General features: G+C 65.1%; 19 protein-coding genes and 1 tRNA gene. 13 read left to right on the top strand and 7 right to left on the bottom strand.

Features of this window, described 5'->3' with window-relative positions; genetic code table 11:
* The first annotated feature begins 139 nt into the window (after positions 1-139).
* From pstS to pstB, 4 genes are all read left to right on the top strand, one after another.
* Complete coding sequence (gene pstS / locus E3O47_RS00405) at positions 140-1,219, top strand: phosphate ABC transporter substrate-binding protein PstS (protein WP_134373877.1); 1,080 nt, start codon at positions 140-142, stop codon at positions 1,217-1,219.
* A 144-nt stretch (positions 1,220-1,363) separates the two neighbouring features.
* Positions 1,364-2,308 carry a phosphate ABC transporter permease subunit PstC gene (gene pstC / locus E3O47_RS00400; RefSeq protein ID WP_104100157.1) on the top strand — a complete coding sequence of 315 codons (945 nt, stop codon included), beginning with the start codon at positions 1,364-1,366 and terminating at the stop codon, positions 2,306-2,308.
* Complete coding sequence (gene pstA / locus E3O47_RS00395) at positions 2,308-3,408, top strand: phosphate ABC transporter permease PstA (protein WP_134419284.1); 1,101 nt, start codon at positions 2,308-2,310, stop codon at positions 3,406-3,408. The genes pstC and pstA overlap by 1 nt, the downstream gene beginning before the upstream one ends.
* A gap of 41 nt (positions 3,409-3,449) precedes the next feature.
* Positions 3,450-4,229, top strand: coding sequence for a phosphate ABC transporter ATP-binding protein PstB (gene pstB / locus E3O47_RS00390; RefSeq protein WP_104100159.1), 780 nt, complete (start codon positions 3,450-3,452; stop codon positions 4,227-4,229).
* A 177-nt stretch (positions 4,230-4,406) separates the two neighbouring features.
* Here pstB and E3O47_RS00385 read toward each other — a convergent pair whose 3' ends face one another.
* From E3O47_RS00385 to E3O47_RS00370, 4 genes are all read right to left on the bottom strand, one after another.
* Positions 4,407-5,309, bottom strand: a complete 903-nt coding sequence (locus tag E3O47_RS00385; RefSeq protein WP_241986025.1) for an aminodeoxychorismate lyase — start codon at positions 5,307-5,309, stop codon at positions 4,407-4,409.
* 69 nt (positions 5,310-5,378) lie between these two features.
* On the bottom strand, positions 5,379-6,227 hold the full coding sequence (locus E3O47_RS00380; protein ID WP_134419283.1) for an anti-sigma factor: 849 nt from the start codon (positions 6,225-6,227) through the stop codon (positions 5,379-5,381).
* Positions 6,224-6,808 carry an ECF RNA polymerase sigma factor SigK gene (sigK, locus tag E3O47_RS00375; protein WP_134419282.1) on the bottom strand — a complete coding sequence of 195 codons (585 nt, stop codon included), beginning with the start codon at positions 6,806-6,808 and terminating at the stop codon, positions 6,224-6,226. Before sigK ends, E3O47_RS00380 begins: the two co-directional genes overlap by 4 nt.
* 246 nt (positions 6,809-7,054) lie before the next feature.
* Positions 7,055-7,684: a DNA-directed RNA polymerase subunit beta gene (locus E3O47_RS00370; protein ID WP_134419281.1), complete on the bottom strand. Its 630-nt coding sequence runs from the start codon at positions 7,682-7,684 to the stop codon at positions 7,055-7,057.
* A 119-nt stretch (positions 7,685-7,803) separates the two neighbouring features.
* On the opposite strand from E3O47_RS00370, the gene E3O47_RS00365 reads away from it, so the two are divergent.
* Positions 7,804-7,876, top strand: a tRNA-Lys gene (locus E3O47_RS00365).
* Between the two features lie 42 nt (positions 7,877-7,918).
* Here the strand turns inward: E3O47_RS00365 and E3O47_RS00360 are convergent.
* Positions 7,919-9,127 carry a site-specific integrase gene (locus E3O47_RS00360; RefSeq protein WP_134419280.1) on the bottom strand — a complete coding sequence of 403 codons (1,209 nt, stop codon included), beginning with the start codon at positions 9,125-9,127 and terminating at the stop codon, positions 7,919-7,921.
* Positions 9,066-9,890, bottom strand: coding sequence for a hypothetical protein (locus tag E3O47_RS00355; RefSeq protein ID WP_134419278.1), 825 nt, complete (start codon positions 9,888-9,890; stop codon positions 9,066-9,068). The genes E3O47_RS00360 and E3O47_RS00355 overlap by 62 nt, the downstream gene beginning before the upstream one ends.
* Positions 9,891-10,031: 141 nt before the next feature.
* On the opposite strand from E3O47_RS00355, the gene E3O47_RS00350 reads away from it, so the two are divergent.
* From E3O47_RS00350 to E3O47_RS00315, 8 genes are all read left to right on the top strand, one after another.
* Complete coding sequence (locus E3O47_RS00350; protein ID WP_134419277.1) at positions 10,032-10,247, top strand: helix-turn-helix domain-containing protein; 216 nt, start codon at positions 10,032-10,034, stop codon at positions 10,245-10,247.
* Positions 10,248-10,327: 80 nt separating this feature from the next.
* On the top strand, positions 10,328-10,756 hold the full coding sequence (locus E3O47_RS00345) for a hypothetical protein (protein WP_134419276.1): 429 nt from the start codon (positions 10,328-10,330) through the stop codon (positions 10,754-10,756).
* Positions 10,753-10,956 carry a hypothetical protein gene (locus E3O47_RS00340; protein ID WP_134419275.1) on the top strand — a complete coding sequence of 68 codons (204 nt, stop codon included), beginning with the start codon at positions 10,753-10,755 and terminating at the stop codon, positions 10,954-10,956. The genes E3O47_RS00345 and E3O47_RS00340 overlap by 4 nt, the downstream gene beginning before the upstream one ends.
* A gap of 1,279 nt (positions 10,957-12,235) precedes the next feature.
* Positions 12,236-12,502, top strand: a complete 267-nt coding sequence (locus E3O47_RS00335; RefSeq protein WP_134419274.1) for a hypothetical protein — start codon at positions 12,236-12,238, stop codon at positions 12,500-12,502.
* A 9-nt stretch (positions 12,503-12,511) separates the two neighbouring features.
* Positions 12,512-13,075, top strand: coding sequence for a hypothetical protein (locus E3O47_RS00330; RefSeq protein ID WP_134419273.1), 564 nt, complete (start codon positions 12,512-12,514; stop codon positions 13,073-13,075).
* Positions 13,076-13,260: 185 nt separating this feature from the next.
* Positions 13,261-14,103 (top strand): phage major capsid protein, encoded by an 843-nt coding sequence (locus E3O47_RS00325; RefSeq protein WP_134419271.1) that lies wholly within the window; start codon positions 13,261-13,263, stop codon positions 14,101-14,103.
* A gap of 425 nt (positions 14,104-14,528) precedes the next feature.
* Positions 14,529-15,455, top strand: coding sequence for an FRG domain-containing protein (locus E3O47_RS00320; RefSeq protein WP_166785289.1), 927 nt, complete (start codon positions 14,529-14,531; stop codon positions 15,453-15,455).
* Positions 15,456-16,197: 742 nt separating this feature from the next.
* The gene (locus E3O47_RS00315; protein ID WP_104100163.1) at positions 16,198-16,635 is read left to right on the top strand and encodes a hypothetical protein; all 438 of its coding nucleotides are present in this window, start codon (positions 16,198-16,200) and stop codon (positions 16,633-16,635) included.
* 83 nt (positions 16,636-16,718) lie between these two features.
* On the opposite strand, the gene E3O47_RS00305 is transcribed toward E3O47_RS00315, so the two are convergent.
* Complete coding sequence (locus E3O47_RS00305) at positions 16,719-17,951, bottom strand: GAF domain-containing protein (RefSeq protein ID WP_134419269.1); 1,233 nt, start codon at positions 17,949-17,951, stop codon at positions 16,719-16,721.
* Positions 17,952-17,983 lie beyond the last annotated feature (32 nt).

Here is a 17,983-nt window from a genome sequence, read left to right as displayed (position 1 = left end):
CCGCGTTCACCTTCCGTTAACCTTTTCGCAGGGGTGTCGTTAACCAGGCGGAATATGGTCACGGTGAGGCCAGCACCGGCCTCGAACCTGCAGTCACTTGTTATGAAGTCAACCCTCGAAAGGGATATCTGTGAATTTCATGCGTTTTGGCCGACCCGCGGTCATCGCCGTCGTCGCCGCACTGGCACTGTCTTCCTGCGCCGCGAACGAGGGCGCTGCACCGGAGTCCGACTCCGCCAGCGCCCTCACCGGCACGATCAACGCCGGTGGCGCGTCCTCCCAGGGCTCAGCCCAGGAAGCCTGGATCTCAGCGTTCCAGACCGCGAACCCGGACGTCACCATCAACTACGACCCGTCCGGTTCCGGCGCAGGTCGGGAGGCGTTCATCGCCGGTGGCTCCGACTTCGCAGGCTCCGACTCCTACCTGAGCGACGACGAGCTCGCCGGCACCTTCGGTTCTTGCGCAGCGGACACCACCGCGGTCGACCTGCCCGTCTACATCTCCCCCATCGCCGTGATCTTCAACGTCGATGGGGTCGACGACCTCAACGTCGACGCCGACACGCTGGCCAAGATCTTCTCCGGCGCCATCACCACCTGGAACGATCCGGCCCTGGTCGCACTGAACGAGGGCGTCTCGCTCCCGTCGACCGCGATCACCGCCGTGCACCGCTCGGATGACTCGGGCACCACGAAGAACTTTGCGGACTACCTCGGCCAGAACGCCCCGGACGTGTGGACCGAGAAGGCTTCCGACACCTTCCCGTTCCAGACCGGTGAGGGTGCGCAGGGCACCTCGGGCGTCGTCGACGCCGTCACCAACGGCGTGGGCACGATCGGCTACGCCGACGCGTCGCGCGCCGGAGACCTCGGGGTCGCCAAGCTCAAGGTCGGCGACGAGTTCGTCGCGTACAGCGCCGAAGCCGCCGCCGCCGTCGTCGACGGTTCTCCTCTCGTCGAGGGCCGCGAAGCCAACGACCTCGCGTTCGACCTCAACCGCATGACCGACAACCCGGCCGAGTACCCGCTGGTCCTGGTCAGCTACGCGATCGTTTGCACCGAGTACGCCGACCCCGCCCAGGCTGAGCTCGTCAAAGCCTACGTCGGCTACATGGCCAGCGCCGAGGGCCAGGCCGAAGCGGTAGCATCCGCCGGCGCGGCATCGATGACGACCGAACTCCAGGACAAGGTCGCAGCGGTTCTCGAGACCATCAAATAACTCCTGTTTCGCCGTTCCTCAGCTGCCCGATCCGGGACTCGCATGGCTTGCGAGCACCGGGTCGGGCAGACTGGGGTTCGTGGCCTGTGACCTGAACCTCTCTTTCTTAGCTTTTGCCCCAACCCTCCCAGGGAGATACCCGGCATGACGACCGCAGTAGAGCGACCCTCGCTCAAGGCCAAGGAACGCCCCGGCGACCGCATCTTCGCCACGAGCACGATTGTGGCCGGCAGCCTCATCCTGGCAATTCTCGCCGCCGTCGCGGCCTTTCTGCTCGTGCAGAGCCTGCCGGCCTTCCTCGCCGACCCGGAGGAGTTCAAGGGCGACACCACCAACTTCTGGTCGTATGTCTGGCCGCTCGCGTTCGGCACACTCTGGGCGGCGTTCCTCGCGCTGATCATGGCCGTGCCCGTCGCCATCGGCATCGCGCTCTTCATCTCGCACTATGCCCCCCGCAAGCTCGCGCAGGGCCTGGGCTACCTGATCGACCTTCTCGCCGCCGTGCCCTCCGTCGTCTTCGGGCTGTGGGGCATCGGCGTGCTCGCGCCGCTCGTGCAGCCGTTCTACACGAACCTGGTCGAGTGGTTCGGCTGGATCCCCCTCTTTGCCGGCCCGGTTTCCGGCACCGGGCGCACGACGCTCACGGTCGCCATCGTGCTGGCTGTCATGGTCTTGCCGATCATCACGGCGCTGTCCCGGGAGATCTTCCTGCAGACCCCTGTGCTATACGAGGAGGCATCACTGGCCCTCGGCGCAACCCGCTGGGAAATGATCGCCATGGCCGTGCTGCCCTTCGGCCGTGCCGGGATCATCTCCGCCTCGATGCTCGGCCTCGGCCGGGCCCTGGGTGAAACCATGGCCGTCGCCATGGTGCTCTCACCGAGCCGGGACGTCATCTTCCAGCTCCTGACCTCGCAGAACCCCACCACAATCGCCGCGAACATCGCCCTCAACTTTCCGGAGGCGCACGGCGTCGGCGTCAATATTCTGCTCGCGACGGGCCTCATTCTCTTCGTCATCACGCTCGTGGTGAACATGATCGCCCGCGTCATCATCAACCGCCGCAAGGCATTCTCCGGAGCGAACTGATGAGCCTGACGACCACGACCACGAACACGGCCGCGCCCCTGACGAACTCCCTCACCGCGGGCAAGCTTCCTCGGCACACCTCTCTGGCCGTGCTCCTGGCCAGCTGGCTGGTCACAGGCGCGTTCTTCTTCGTGGTGATGCTCTCCGGCGCTGCCGAGGGATTCAACATCGTCGGAACGCTCTTCTTCGGCACCGTCGTCTACTGCGTCGCCATCTACCTGCTCTCGTACTTCGTCGAGGGCGTGCGCAAGGCCAAGGACCGCCTGGTCACCGCCCTCGTGACCGTGGCCTTCGCGGTCGCCCTTCTGCCGCTCTTCTCGCTCGTCATAACCACCCTGGTCAACGGACTGCCGGCGTTCCTCACCCCGAGCTTTTTCACCCAATCCCAGCGCAACGTCGTGGGCGAGGGCGGCGGCGCCTTGCACGCCGTCATCGGCACGCTGCTGATCACCGGTGTGGCCACGCTCATTTCGGTGCCGATCGGCCTCCTGGCAGCGATCTACCTCACCGAGTACGGCCGAGGCCGGCTGGCTCGGGCGATCACGTTCTTCGTCGACGTCATGACCGGCATCCCGTCGATCGTCGCGGGACTCTTCGCGTTCGCCCTGTTCTCTCTTCTGTTCGACGACCCCGGCATCCGCTTCGGATTCGGCGGCGCCATCGCCCTCACAGTGTTGATGATCCCCGTCGTCGTTCGTTCGAGCGAGGAAATGCTCAAGCTTGTTCCCAACGAGCTTCGCGAGGCGGCGTACGCGCTCGGTGTGCCGAAATGGCTGACCATCGTCAAGGTCGTGCTGCCGACATCCCTCGCCGGGATCGTGACCGGGATCATGATCTCGATCTCCCGCGTGATCGGTGAGACGGCGCCGCTGCTGATCATCTCCGGGTTCACGGCCAGCATGAACTACGACCTGTTCAACGAGCGCATGATGACCCTGCCCGTGTTCGTCTACACCCAGTACGCCAACCAGGGCGCAGACACCCAGTCCTACCTCGACCGTGCCTGGGCCGGCGCCCTGACGCTCATCTTGATCGTGATGCTATTGAACCTGGGCGCGCGCGTCATCGCCAAGATCTTCTCCCCCAAGCTCGGCCGCTAGGCTCCACCTCCCGGCCTCGGCCGTCTGATCCAAAGGAATGCATGTCCAAGCGCATTGAAGTCAACGACCTCAACGTCTACTACAGCAAGTTTCTGGCTGTCGAAGACGTGTCGTTGGTGATCGAGCCTCGAACCGTGACGGCCCTGATCGGGCCCAGCGGATGCGGCAAGTCCACGTTCCTGCGCACGCTGAACCGCATGCACGAGGTCATCCCCGGGGCGTACGTCACGGGCGATGTACTCATCGACGGCAACAACCTCTATGGTCAGGGAGTCGACCCGGTGCTCGTGCGGCGCCAGGTGGGCATGGTGTTCCAGCGCCCGAACCCGTTCCCGACCATGTCGATCGGCGACAACGTACTGGCCGGCGTGAAGCTCAACAACCGCCGGATGGCCAAGTCCGACGCCGACGACCTGATCGAGAAGTCGCTGCAGGGCGCGAACCTCTGGAAAGAGGTCAAGGATCGCCTCGACAAGCCCGGCTCGAGCCTCTCCGGAGGCCAACAACAGCGCCTCTGCATCGCACGCGCGATCGCGGTGCACCCCGACGTCATCCTGATGGACGAGCCGTGCTCGGCCCTCGACCCGATCTCGACGCTGGCGATCGAGGACCTGATCGAGGAGATGAAGGCCGACTACACGATTGTGATCGTCACTCACAACATGCAGCAGGCATCCCGGGTCTCCGACCGCACCGGATTCTTCAACATCGCCGGCACCGGCAAGCCCGGCAAGCTGATCGAGTACGACGACACGACCACGATCTTCTCCAACCCGAGCGAGCAGGCCACCGAGGACTACGTCTCCGGCCGCTTCGGCTAAGCCCGGTTCCGTGCCTGGCGCGCGGACAGCAGTGCGCCCTCGCTCCGCGCCCCGAACGAATTCGACGGAGATTCTGCCCTGAACGCGCCGATTACGCGTGAAACGGCACGATTAGAGCAGAATCTCCGTCGAACTGGTTAGCAAGCCGGCTGCGGGGCGACGCGCTGCGGTGGGGCGTCAGACGGTGCGGGCGAGCAGGGCGGCGTTGAGGGTGCGGGTGCGCTCGGAGTCGACGGGCATTGGTCTGCCATCGAGTTCGGTCACGTGCACGGCCAGGCGCAGGCTGGAGAGCAGCCACACGGCATCCGCCGACCGTAGCTCGTCGACGCTCATGTCGCGGTATTCCGTGCGCTCCCCTGCCGCCCGAAGGTGCTCGAACGCGCTCTGTTGGGTGGTGCCGTGCAGGATTGCTCCGCTCGGCAGGGGAGAGACGTAGACGTCGCCCCTGCAGAGCATCACGGTCGAGGTGGGCCCCTCGAGCACGAAGCCGTCGTGGGTGAGGAAGATCGCGTCGTCGGCGCCGCGGCGGCGGGCCTCCCTGAGGGCGGCCATGTTGACCGCATAGCTGAGCGTCTTCGCGCCCATCAGGAGCCAGGGCGCCTGCTCTGCGACGCCGTGCGGGTAGCCGCGGTCCAGGGTGACCGCCCGGATGCCGTCCTCGCGGACGACGGCGAAGTCGGGCGCGAGGGTCGCGTGAAGCCAGGCCGTGGGTGCCGGGCCGGAGTCGACGCCGCGGCTGTAGACGAGTTTGAGCACAACTTCGCCCTCGTGCGGGACGCGGTCGACCACGTGCGCGATCGCGGCCAGCCACTGAGCCGTGTTCGGCTCGGGCAGCTCACAGGTCGCGGCCGAGGTGCCCAGCCGGGCAAGGTGTGGGCCGACCGCCTGAGGGTGGCCGCCGACCACGCCAAGTGTCTCGAAGACGCCGTCGCCCCGCTGGGCGCTCAACTCCCCCACCCGCAACGCCGGGGCATCCGAGTCCACCTCGTGGAACGTGTCGTCGAATTCCGTCTGCGGCGCGTCGGCGGGAACCGGGTCGAGGAGCAGGGTGAAGGGCAGCGTCATGCGCCGAACAGTCATTTGACGAGCATAGAGGATCGGGTCAGGAGCAGGTCAGGATCAGGTCGGGATCGACTCAGATCAAGCAGCTCAGGAGCTCTGGATGGCGAGGATCGGGTCGCTAGTGGGCTGCTCCGAGCCGCCCTTAGGCTCGACCGTGACGCCGATCGTGTCGCCGGCGGTGAGGCTGCCGTCGAGCACGCGCCAGACGGTGCCGGCGCCGGTGCCGGACGAGTCGAAGATTCCGGCGGGAACCGGGCCGGAGCCGCCGATGTACCAGAGCTGGTAGTCCCGGTCGGACGGCAAGTCCGGCAGGTCGTCGACCAGGAGCGCTGAGAGTCCGCTCTCTTCGGACCAGACCAGGGTGGCTTCCTGACCGTCGGCGGTGGTCGCCGACGCGCGCTGGATGTCAGCGGCCGCCGTGATTTGCACGAGACCGGCCGCCTGGTCCTGTTCGAATTGGTCGGACTCCAGGGACTGGCCGACGAAGGTGCCGCCCGCGAAGAGGGCGACGGCCGCGGCGGCCGCCGCGAGAACGCCGACGGGCCGCTGGAACCAGCGCAGGCGGGCGCGCTCGGAGGCGCTGCCCGCTGCAGTGGCGCCTCGGATCGGAGCGGGATCGACGCGCGGCGCGGGGGTGGCCGGTGCCGTCTGATCGGCCGGCAGGGGCGCGAGCTGCGGCGTGGCGGCAAGTTTGGCCATCAGGGAGGCCCTGAGTCCGGCCGAGGGCTGCACGGGGGTGGCGGCAAGGCCCAGCGCCACCGCGGTGTCACTCAGCTCGGCCGCCTCGATGCGGGCCGGCTCGGACGCCTTGAGGTGCTCCTCATAGACGGCGGCCTCTTCCGCGCCCAGGGCGTGGAGGGCGTAGGCGCCGGCGAGCTCGCCCGGGTTCTGCCCGGCGGCGTTGCGGGTTTCGTCATTCCGGGTGTTGTCGCTCATGACGCCACTCCCATCTCGTCGCGCAGGCGGATCATGCCGTCACGCAGCCTCGTTTTCACAGTTCCGAGAGGGATCTGCAACCGCTCGGCGACTTCACTCTGGCTGAGGCCGCCGTAGTAGGCGAGGCTGATCGCCTGGCGTTGCAGTTCCGTCAATCTGGACATCGCCTTTTCCACTCTTTCGTGCTCGATTCGTACTCCGACCGTTTCGGACACCTCGTCGTAGGCAACCGCAAGATCACGGATGCCGATTTTGATATCCCGGTCGCGGCTGGCCTGCGACGACCGAATCCGGTCGATCGCACGGCGGTGCGCCATGGTCAGGATCCAGGTCGCCGCCCCGCCGCGCTGGGCCTCGTACCTCGTCGCCGTCTGCCAGATCTCCAAGAAGATCTCCTGCGTCACTTCCTCCGACTGCGAGGGGTCAACCAGAAGACGTCGAACGAGACCGAGAACACGCGAGGCCATCCGGTCATACAGCTCTCCAAATGCTCCTTCGTCTCCCTGCGCCACCCGGCCCAGCAATTCCTCATGGGAGACAGGAACAGTCCCCTCCCGGTTGACGTTGAATTCAGCACTCATGAGAACAAGCATCTCAGGTCTTGTCCACGTCCATGGTTCGGCGCGGAGACCGAATCGGATTGGTGTGTCACGCCAGGCAGAGGAGGAGTGAAGGCCGGACCGCAGAACGCCTCTCGGCGCGAGGCCGCTCACAGCGGCGAATATTGGAGCCCGGGGTTACTGCGGCCCGACCAGACTCCAGTGTAAACGACCCGGATGCGGATCGCGCACCCGGCGGGACGGCTCGCGGCCGATCAGTTAGACAGGTCAGTCCAGCGAGTCACTGCGCCAGAGCCGGGCGCAGGAGCCGAACTCCTGGGCGGTGGTGGAGAACCGGAGGGCGCGGGTGGTCAGTTCGGTGGACCGGAGCGGTTCGGTCGTCTCCAGGTCGTCCGCGACGCTGGTGCAGCCGACGGAGATGACGCGGCAGAACGCCGCCGCGCGGTCGAGTGCCACGGCGAAGTCCCCGGTGAAGATCCCCCGCAGGATCTGGTCGGCCAGGACGACGATCTCCGCCGTGCCCGTGGGCACCGCGGCCCCGGCAATGACCGGGTCGATCGCCACCGTGACTTCGGTTCCGCGCTGGTAGAGGAACGCCGTGCCCTCGGGATCCTGGCGGATGAGCAACCGCACCAGGTAGATCCGCCAGAGCGCCCCGGGCAGGCTGCGCGGCGTTGCCCGCGACCAGAGTTCGGCCACCGCGTCGACGCCGTTCTCGTCGGTGTAGGTCACGAGCCGCTCGACGATGTCGGGGTCAGGGTCGCTGCGCACGCGGGCCAGAAGCGCGTGCGCGGTTTCATGCGCCACCCGGCTGATCAGTGCCGGGTCTTCGCCCCCCTGGAAGGACTCGAATTTGCTGCCGGAGAACTGGGTCGGCTTGTGGAAGTTCTCGGCCATGGCATCCTCCTGGGCTCGGTTTCGTGTTCGCTGTGGGCACATCCGTCTCGTCTGCAGAAAACCCTCTCCCACGGTACCTAGAAAAACGGATCCGAAATCCCCTGTACATTATTAACCGCGGGCCTCTAGCTCAGTTGGTAGAGCAAAGGACTTTTAATCCTTGGGTCGTCGGTTCGAGCCCGACGGGGCCCACTTTCACCGCATAAAGACGCGGAAGCCGGGGCAGGAATCGAGTTAGTCGGTTCGTGACCCCGAACTTACCCCGAACATTGCTGAGAGTGCCGCGGCAGCTTTCACGCTCTGAGTGTTGCGCGCCATGTAGACGTCTTGGGTCATAGAAGGATTCTTGTGGCCCAGGTATTCAGCGATGTCGCGCGCAGACAAACCCGCCGCGTCAAGCGCCGTCGCTACCGTCTTGCGGAACCCGTGCGACGTGAACGAGGGATACCCCAGGCGCTCACGGTTCGCCCGCCAATCTGACTCGGTATTCGACGTGTCGCGGAGCTTGCCTAGCATCGACGGAAACACCAGGTTCAGGTAGTTTGGCGGCTGAGACTCCCACCGAGCGCGCAACATCGCCACGGCATCCGACGGCACTACGATCGTCCGCTCTGAAGTCGCCGTCTTGCCGGCCTCTTGGATCATCAGCCCTCGCCCGGGAACCCTGGACACGCTTGAGCCGAGCGTGACCGTGCCGCCGGTGAAGTCGACGCGGTCCCAGCGCAGCGCGAGTCCTTCACCGATTCGACAACCGGTCCTGGCCATGAACTCCCAGAGCTCGACCAAGTCGAGCCGCTGCAGCTCTGCATCTTCGTGGATCGTCGTCAGAAACGCCGGCACATGTTCGACGGGGAGCGCGCTTGCTGCCCGGGACGTCTTGCGCTCGATGCCCGCGATCCCAACAACAGGATTGGTCGTCAGGGCGTCGCTGCGCACTGCAAGCGCGAGCATGCCAGAGAGGACCGAGCGGCAGCCTTTGGCCGAGCCGTGCCCGTGCTTGATACCAACGTCCGTAATGAACGTCTGCAGCCGCATTGTCGTGGCCTCCCCAACTGTCAGCTGCCCAATTCTTGGCTTGATGATCGTGTCTGCATTGTGCCGGTACGTGGACAGAGTGCGCGGAGCCCGTCCCGTCTCGGCTTTCAGCTGCAGGTACGCCTCCGCAAGGTCTGCAAGCTTCGTCCGCTTCGTTATGGCCAGGTGCGATGGCGTCTCGATCGTTGTCAACGCGACCTTGAGCGCGTGCCTCGCCCGCGATTCAGACGCCGCGAACCGCTCCACCTGCCTACGCCTCCCATCCTCGAACCGGTACAGCGTGCGCGCGCGCCATTTTCCGGACTCGACCTCGCGCGCGTTGACAACACCGTGAGTGCCGACAGGGTTACGCGGTCGGCTCATCTTCCCGCCAATCGTCCGAACGCGGACGCCCGTCTTTGAGCTCATCCGCCGTGTTGTAGTTCGGCAGAGGGAAGCTAGGCATTATCGGCCTCTCGTCGTCGACGAATTGGAGCGGCCGCCGCAGGCGCGGGAGCGTGAGGTCGGGCAGGTGCTTTCGCATGAACCGACGGGTTTCAATCAGGTCCTGTACGTGCTCCCCAGCCGTGGCTTTCCAAAACTCCTTCTCCCTGAGATCTGCGCTCTGTCCCAGCATGAGTTCGCAATTTATGCGGCCGAACTCATGCACCAGGGCGTCGTGCTCAACGAGCCGCGTGACGATGTCGCCGACTTCCAGGAAGTCCTCGACGCGGTCAAATTCTTCGCTGAACTCAACAGGCGAGGGAATCCCGAGGTCGTTTCCGGCGAACCAGAGCGCGGCCCGATGAGCCGATACCGACCGAGCACCAGCAGCGGGCGCAAGGGCGACTCGAGCGTCCGTCCGGACGGGGAAAAGCAAGGCTATCGGCGGCACATTGAGCGCCCATGCAAAAAGCAAGACATCCGCGGCCGGCATGATCTTCCGCTTGGAACTCCCCGAGAGAATGCTCGCCAAGCTGTCCTTCGTCAGGTCCCAGCCCAGCAAGGCCAGGCGTTCCCGCAGTGCGTCGTTGCTCATGCGCCGCACGTCGCGGAAATGCAGGATGTTCGCGATTGTCTGATCAGTTACCCCGCGTTGCCATTCATCGAGACGCTGCCGGCGCTCAACAGCCTCAGGGTCATTTGAGCGCGCACCTCGACCAGTCTTCCTAGGGCCCGTTTCCAATGTCATAGAAACACTGTACTCGTCTTGTCAGTGGTTGTATTTGACATTCTTTCGCAAGCGCCACTAGGTTTGACGCTATCAGGGTTATTCACCTTGATTCAGATTTATGAAGGTGTAAATATGACATTCAATCAGTCGGGAGATCCCATGACTACGACCGCCCCCGCCTTCGCCCGCCAGCGGCGATTCCTCGACATCAACGAGCTTGCCGAGCAACTGGGCATCAGCGCCGCCACGATCTACCGCAAGCGGTCCCTGTCCGAGGACCTGCCGGTCGGCTTCAAGATCGGGTCACGCGTGCGCTGGCGTCAGGAAACCGTCGACGCATGGATCGAAGCGCAGGAAGCCAAGGCCGCCATCTAATGCTCGCCACAAAGAAAGCCCCCGACGCCTTGCAGGGCATCGAGGGCACCGACCAGAACGCCAACCAAGGAGAAATGATCTTGAATACCACCGTAATCGACAACCGCCCGACCGCCATGCACTGTGAGGTAGCCGGCTGCCTGGTCCTCGACGGCACGCACGACCCGCGCGACGTCACCGACAACTACGTGCACGACCTCGCACCCCTTGACGGTCACGGCTTCGACGTGTCGCCCGTGCGGAAGGGCGCGGAAGAGTGGCGCGCGTGGGTCGAGCTCTCGACGTCCGAGCGTCTGATGTCAGCGGTCGAGCTTCGCGAGTTCTCCATAGCGCTCGCCCACGAAGCCACGCGCATCGACGCACTGAACGACGGCGGCCTCTCGGTCACGCGCGGGGGCCAGCTAGTGCACCCCGATTCCCTGCTCATGGACGCGCTCTGCAGCGCCGACATCGCCAGCCGCGCCGTGACCCGATCCCGCTACTCCATCAAGGCAGGGGCGCAGTCATGACGTTCAAGCTCCGCCCACCGTACCGGGTAGAGGAAATCGTCGTGACCGCCTCAACGATGAACTCACCCGCCGTGCCCGCCGTCACTCTCGAGGTCGAGGGGGAGCGCGTATCCCTGCACCCCGACGACGCGCGCAGGCTCGCGACTGCCCTCCTGGCGCACGCCGCCGCGGCAGAGGCCAGTCCGCCCACATGGCCGTAGAAACGTGCCCAATCCACCTTCAGCAACTCCGACAGCCAAAATACGAGAGGCGCAGCTATGGGTGCTCAACTAGTCGGGCGCGCCTTCCAATTCGGCATGAATCACCCGCTCAAACCAAATGAGTTTCGTCTACTCGTCTTCATGGCTCACACAGCTCTGGACACCGACGCGGAGCCACGGTATTTCGGTAGCCGTGAGATGTCAGCATTTGGCCTGGGCTATCACGTCGCCAACGCGCCGGACCGGACCGAAGCCAAAACGGCCGACAGCGAGCGCGACAGCGCCTTCGAATTAGTCCGACGGGCGACAAAGGGCCTTCGTGAGGCGGGCGCAATCCGACAACTCAAACGGGGTCGCACAGGTCAGCGCGCGGAGTTTGCGCTGACTCTTGCCCGTGTGAATTTTGCAGGAACGGACCCAATTGCCATGGCAGCGAGGCCCAACGAATCGTTGGCCCTAATCCCGTTGGAAATCAAGCGGGCCGCCGCATCAGACCCAACAAATCGTTGGGGCACAGACCCAACAAGCCGTTGGCCCACCAGGCCCAACGAATCGTTGGATTCAGGGCCAACGAATCGTGGGGCCCAAGGAACCACTCATGAACCACTACAGGAACCAATTGATGAACCACAGTCGAAATCGATGCTGCGCTCCCATGCAGCCGACGTAATCGAGGCCGAACTGATCGAGCCGGGACCGGCCGAGAGGCAGGGGAGAGACGGGAAGCGGTCGACGATCGGCGCTGACTTATCCGGCCTGTTCTCACCCGCGAATACGGTCCCGTCTAAACCAGCCAAGACCATAGCCAAGCGAGCACCAAGCCCCACGGGTCGTCCCGGTTTCTGCACACAGGAAGGACACGGCGAATATCCAACCAGCGCTGGGCAACCGTGCGACAGATGCCTCCGCGACGCGGTCGAAGCCGCCTAACCGAAAGGAACCCGCAACCATGCACCCTGCCGCAGTTCGGAGAATGTTCGACTCTCCCTTCGTCGCCCCTGAAGACCCGAGAACCGCAGCGACCGACACAAACCGTCACACCCCGTCGTTCACCCGCACGACGGAATCGGGGACGATGCGAGCGCCACGTCGGCGACGTAGTCCCTTCACGTTGCAGCGATTGCAACGGGAGCACCGAGCCGTCCCCGCCGATCCGCGCGCCCGTATTTGCACTCGTCAACGTGTGGGGCGAGTGCCTGGCACACCCCCACCGCCCCTCCCCCTGTGAGCGTTGCATCACTGAGGCAGAGCCCCCGTGACGAATAAAAAGGAATTCCCCATGATCGACCAACCCAAGCCAAGACCTCCCAAGACCGATTCAAAGACCAGCCGAGGAGTGCCGCGGCACGCTCTCACCAACCTGAACGAGGCGGACAAGGCCAGGTATTGGAAGCACTATTCACGCAAACACGAATCGGAGTCTAAGTCCTACCGCGCGACGCTCGTTGAGCTCAAAGACCTGCTGAGCCGCGGCAGGGTGGCCGATTCGCTCCGTCTAGTCACCGCGGCCATTCCCGCAACCCGCAAGACCGACCCCACCAAATAGGAGATACGCATGCCCACCACAACCCCCCGCACACCCGTCCCCGCCGCGCTGATTCCCGACGCCCCGACCCCAGCGACTACCCCTAGCCCCCTTGGGGAAGCCCCGGCAGTGCCAGAGTCAGGCGCAGACAGCTCACCCGACGTCGAGCCCGGGAATCGTCGCCGCGACCCAGCCGCCGAAGCCGCGAACCGTAGGCACCAACTCCGCGACGTCGAGGCGCAGCGCGACACCCTCGCCGGCCAACTCACGACCGCCCGCCGCGGCATGGTCGAGAACCTGCTGCAGAACACACGGGACCTCCGCGGAGACGGCACCCACGCACCCGTGCTGCAGCGCTCCGCGGACCTCTGGGAAGTGCTCGGAGCTACACCCGACCAATTCTTCGACGAAGGGGGAGCCCTCGACGCCCACGCCGTGGCCGATGCGATCGCCGCCGGAACAGTAGACCGCCCGTACTTGACCCGGTACGCCGGCCCCGTGATCCCACCAACTGACCCGGTCCGAGACGTATTCGGCGGCCCGCCAAGATTCGCACCGATCGGGGCCTCGTCCTGGGGAAACGCTCTGAAATAGCCCCAACGGTCGACTTCACACGGGCGCTCACATTGTCAAGACAATCCTTGGTACAATGTGAGCGCCCGTTCGGGTTGAGCTCGTAGCTCCCCGACCGCCAGCAGAAAACGCCCTGAGGGCAAACGCAGCAGGCAACGCCGCGCGTGTCATGCACCACACCTTCCCCATACTCAGGAGCTTTTCTCATGGCTAACTCTTCAACCCTCAAGACTTTCCTTGGCATCACCGAGGCCGGACCGCTGATCGTTCAGCCGGTCGAGCGCGAATCCCTCGCCCTCGCCGTGTCGACTCTCGTGCACACCGACGCCGGGACCTTCCGTTTCCCGGTCGTCTCGGCCGATCCCAGCGCAGCATGGACCGCCGAGAATGCCGAAATCGCCGTCTCCGAGGCTACGGCCGACGAGGTCCTGGTGATCCCGCGCAAGGTGGCCGGCCTGAGTATCGTGTCAAACGAGCTCGCCAACGACACCAGCCCCGAAGCCGCAGAGGTCATCGGTAACGGCCTGGCCCGAGACATCGCCAAGCAGATCGACCGCGCATTCTTCGGCGTCGCGCCGGCGAACACCAACGTTCAGCCCGGCGGCCTCGAGTACCTGGCCGCGGCCGTCACCACGATCGCGGCCGACCCGGCCGCGGGCATCGGCGCGTTCATCGACGCGCTGGCCGCAGCAGAAGCGCACGGCGTGACTCTCGACAGCTTCGTGACCGACCCGGCTACTGCCGCGGCCCTCGCCAAGCTCACCACGGGCAGCGGCTCAAACCTGCCCCTGTTCGGAGTGGGAGCCACCAACGGCATCGAGCGAAACGTGCTCGGCGTGCCCCTGCTCGTGAGCCCGTCCGTCGTCGCCGGCACCGCGTGGGGCATCCCCAAGGCCAGCGTGTTCAGCGTCCTGCGAAACGACGTTACCGTCGACGTCGACAAGTCGGCCTACTTCTCCAAGGACCAGACCGCTATCCGCGCGATCCTCCGCGTAGCCTTCGGATTCGTGCAGCCCGCCGCGATCATCAAGATCAAGGCCGCGGCCTAGCACTACTCCTCCCAGACCGGAGAGCGGGCCTTGGTGGGTACCCGCAGCAGGTGAGCACCGCAACCCCGTGCCAGGGGACGGACAGCCGCCCGCACCTCCGCCGCCTGGTCGCCCGTCGAGAGGCTCCTACATCTCGACGGGTGGCCCGGCACCACGGCCAGTCACCCACCAGCCGACAGCACCAGCACCAGACGAACGAACACTCGCGAGACACCGGCCAGGCCCGCGCCCCTCAGCGCCAAGCTCGCATAGGGGGCCTCCACCCCTCCCCCCGCCTCTGCACAAGACCGCTACGCGTTCTGCCGCTCGCGGTGCGCGCGGGTCTGGGAGAAGTCGACCGCAAGCGTCGGATAGTCTGGCCGAAGGGCGAGAAGTACGCGTCGCGATTTGGGGGAATCATGGCTGGAAGAAAAGGTCCGGAATTCGTGTCGAGCTTCTTCGGCAGCCGCGAACTGAACTCCCGCACCGGCCTGAGGCTCGCAACCGAGGATCATTTGTGGGACTTCCTAGCGGAATCGACAGTCCGTACGCAGGTCAAGAACCCCGCGTTGAGTCGAATCGAAGCGGCAACGGAACCAGGGCCTCTCCTGTTTAGGGGACAAGTGCAGGAGTCCTTCGGAATCTCCTCCAGTCTCTATCGATTCATTCAGGACGAGACGCAAATTGGCGTTTCCGAATCACTCCTGTTTGAGATTGAACAGAAGATAATTGAGGTCGCAAAATCACGGGGCCTTGGCAAAGGCATGCCTGACGGACACCTCCTTATGCTTCTGCAGCACTACGGCATACCCACACGACTCATTGATGTCTCGACTGGGCCGCTGGAAGCTCTCTACTTTGCCACCGAGCATCGGGATGCCTCAGACGGGCGACTCTTCATCTTCAAGTTGATTGATCGCGACGGTTGGGTGTCGCGGCGGGATCTCGACGGTACCGAACTGCCCTGGGTAAAGAAGCCTGGATCCTATTGGACAGAAGAAGTCTCCGTTGTCGAACCGCTTGCTCTCGATCCCCGCATGGGAGCCCAAGGCAGCAAGTTCCTCGTTGGAGGCATCATCAGAGCGAGCGCCGACCGAAACATTCAATACGGGGAGCACAACAACTTCCTCGACAAGGATGAACTGCCTCAAATCACCACACTGAGTATCTGCTTTCCCAAGCGTTCCCCGGGTGTAGTCCGGACTCCTTGGCATGCCATCGGATGGTCAGTTCGAATTCCGGCGGCTTGGAAAGCGTCGCTCCGGGAGCGCCTTGCAGGAGTCGGGATCTCAAGAGACTCTATGTACCCGCCATTTGCAAGTGTGCAGTGGGCAGCAACAGCCGCGGCCCGAGACTACATCAGCTCGCTCTAGGCACGCTCAGTCACTGGGAAAGCCCCGTTCCAGCGCTCGTACCTGCTACGGGATCGCTGTTGCGCCAAGGATCGCCAAGACCGCACCGGTGAGCTGGAACAGAGTCCCGAAAGCGACAAGCGCACTGACCCTTCTCTGATCGAGTAGGAGATTCGGGACCGCTTGTGATAGCTGTTGACTGGGGTACAGCGGGCCATCATCGTTGTAGCGAGAGTTAGATGGGCTGAAGCCGCAGAGAAGCCATACCGCTCCCGCCGCGCTGATCGCGGCACCACAAAGTGTCATAACGAGCCCAAGAATAACCACGCTTGAAACGCTACAGCGGAGGTCTCTCAACGAACACTGTGCGCTGCACGACTGCGCCAGACGGCGTGGAACAACAACGAAATCGCGAGCCGACTGCGCTGACAACCCCGAATCTATCCCGAACATTCACCGCAACAGCGCGCTAGGCAAAACCAGGCGCTTCCCTGTCACCATATGATGATCAGCAGGCATATCTATCCCGAACAAACTCGTGAAAACCGACGAACTCTAATCCTTGGGTCGTCGGTTCGAGCCCGACGGGGCCCACTCACAGGATCAGCGTCGGTGCAGACCCGGGTCTCGCGTGGGCCCAGCATCGACTCCGGACTCCCGGCGAGCACCCAGCGATGATTCGGGCGGCGTTCGGGTAGCTCCTCCATACTTCTCTGACATGGTGCCGGCATGCCCGATGCCGGCGACCTGAGAAGGAGGCCCCGTGGGCAGAGTGAATGAAGAAGTTGAAATCGAGACCGGGATCATCACCCGGTACCGGCGTCACCCCAACGGACGCGGACTGGTGTCCCCCAGCGCACGCGTGCACCCCGAGGCGTTCGTATCCCGAACCGCCTACGTGGAGAGCGGCGCGCGGGTCGGGGCGGAGGCGTGGATCGGCCCCGGCAGTTGGATCGACCAGGACGCGGTCATCGGTTCTCACGTGTTCATCGGCCAGAACGTGCACGTCGGCGCGGACGCCGTCGTCGGCAGCGCAGCGCGGCTGGGCAGCTATGTGCGGATCGGTCGCGGGGCACGGCTCAGCCCCGGAGCGGTCGTCGAACGCGATCTGCGGGTTCCGGACAACGCCGTGATCGGCGCGGCCCCGCGCACGCGCCTGTCGCCCGGATCGGCACCCGCCGGTGTCGCCCACGCCGCCTAGGGGTGCGTCTACGGGTGCGTCTACGGGTGCGTCTACGGGTGCGTCTACGGGTGCGTCTACGGGCGCGTCTACGGGCGCGTCCGCTACTCGGCGGTGAACGGGCTTGCGAGTTCTCGCTGCACCATCAGCGCCAACTCGCGCAACAGCACGAGGTCGACGGTCCCTGCCGCCCTCGGCTCCGAGTCGAACACGCAGAGAGCCCCGATGAGCTCCCCCGACGGCGACTCGATCGGGAATCCGGCGTAGAACCTGATCTTCGGCTCGCCCACCACGAGTGGATTGTCTCGGAAGCGGTCGTCGAGGAGGGCATCCGGTATCACCATAGCCGCGGTGCCCGTGATGGTTACCTCGCAGAACGAATTGGACCGCGGCGACTCGGCATCGGCCACGCAGATGCGGGCCTTATGCCACTGGCGATCGCCATCGATCACCGTGAGCGCCGCGGACTGGGTGCCGAACAGGGTGCGCGCCAGTGCCGCGATGCGGTCGAAGCGCTCCTCGGGCGGGGTGTCGACGATCCCGAGCTGGTCGACCGCGAGCTGGCGCCGCGCCTCCTTCGCCCTCGCCTGGTCGTCGGAGGGCACCGGTTCGGCGTCAGGGGTCGCGACCCGGTCGGCGCCGAGGAGCGGCGCCATCCGGGAGGCGAGAACGTCGGCCCAGTGCGCATACGTATCCGTGGACCGGTATCGGCCCGGCGGCGGCGTCGGCGCCGCACTGGACGGTACGAACGCGACCCCGTCGCTGCTGTCGGCGACGAGCCGTACCGTCACCCGGTTCAGGAGCCGGCCGTGGTGGTCCGCCAGATTTCCGAGCCTGGAATCGAACACCGGGATCGACCGGATGGGCTGGATTCCCGCCACGATGATGCGGGTGCTGCGGGGCGATGACGCCGTGAGGAACCGGAGCAGATTCGCCAGATCGCGCCGCCAGGCCCGGGCGGAGACCAAGTTCACGGCCTCGTTCACGCCCAGGACCAGCACGATCGCTTCGAAACGGGTGAGCCGCACCCCGGTCAGCTCGAGGAGGGCCGTGGCGACGGTCATGCGGGAATTCGCGATGAGGTCGACGTCGACCCCGCGGCCGGTCTGCGCGGACAGGGCGCGGGCGAGCGAGCCGGGCAGGGCCAGGTTGTGGCTCACGACCCCGCGGCCGACCGCCAGCCCCGAACCGAGGATGAGGATCCGGTCGGGATCAATGCCCGCGGAGTGCGCTTGCGGAGCATCCGTGGGCATGGGGACATCGCCGAAGCCGCGCTCGGACGCGGCGGCCCAGGTGCGCATGGCGGGAGCCAGCGCCCATCGTATGAGTTCCCGCACAGATGCCCCTTTGTTGCTAAGACACAAGGGTG

This window comes from Cryobacterium sp. TMT2-17-1 (assembly GCF_004402765.1).
Taxonomy (GTDB): domain Bacteria; phylum Actinomycetota; class Actinomycetes; order Actinomycetales; family Microbacteriaceae; genus Cryobacterium; species Cryobacterium sandaracinum.
This window is presented reverse-complemented; position numbering and strand designations above follow the sequence as displayed.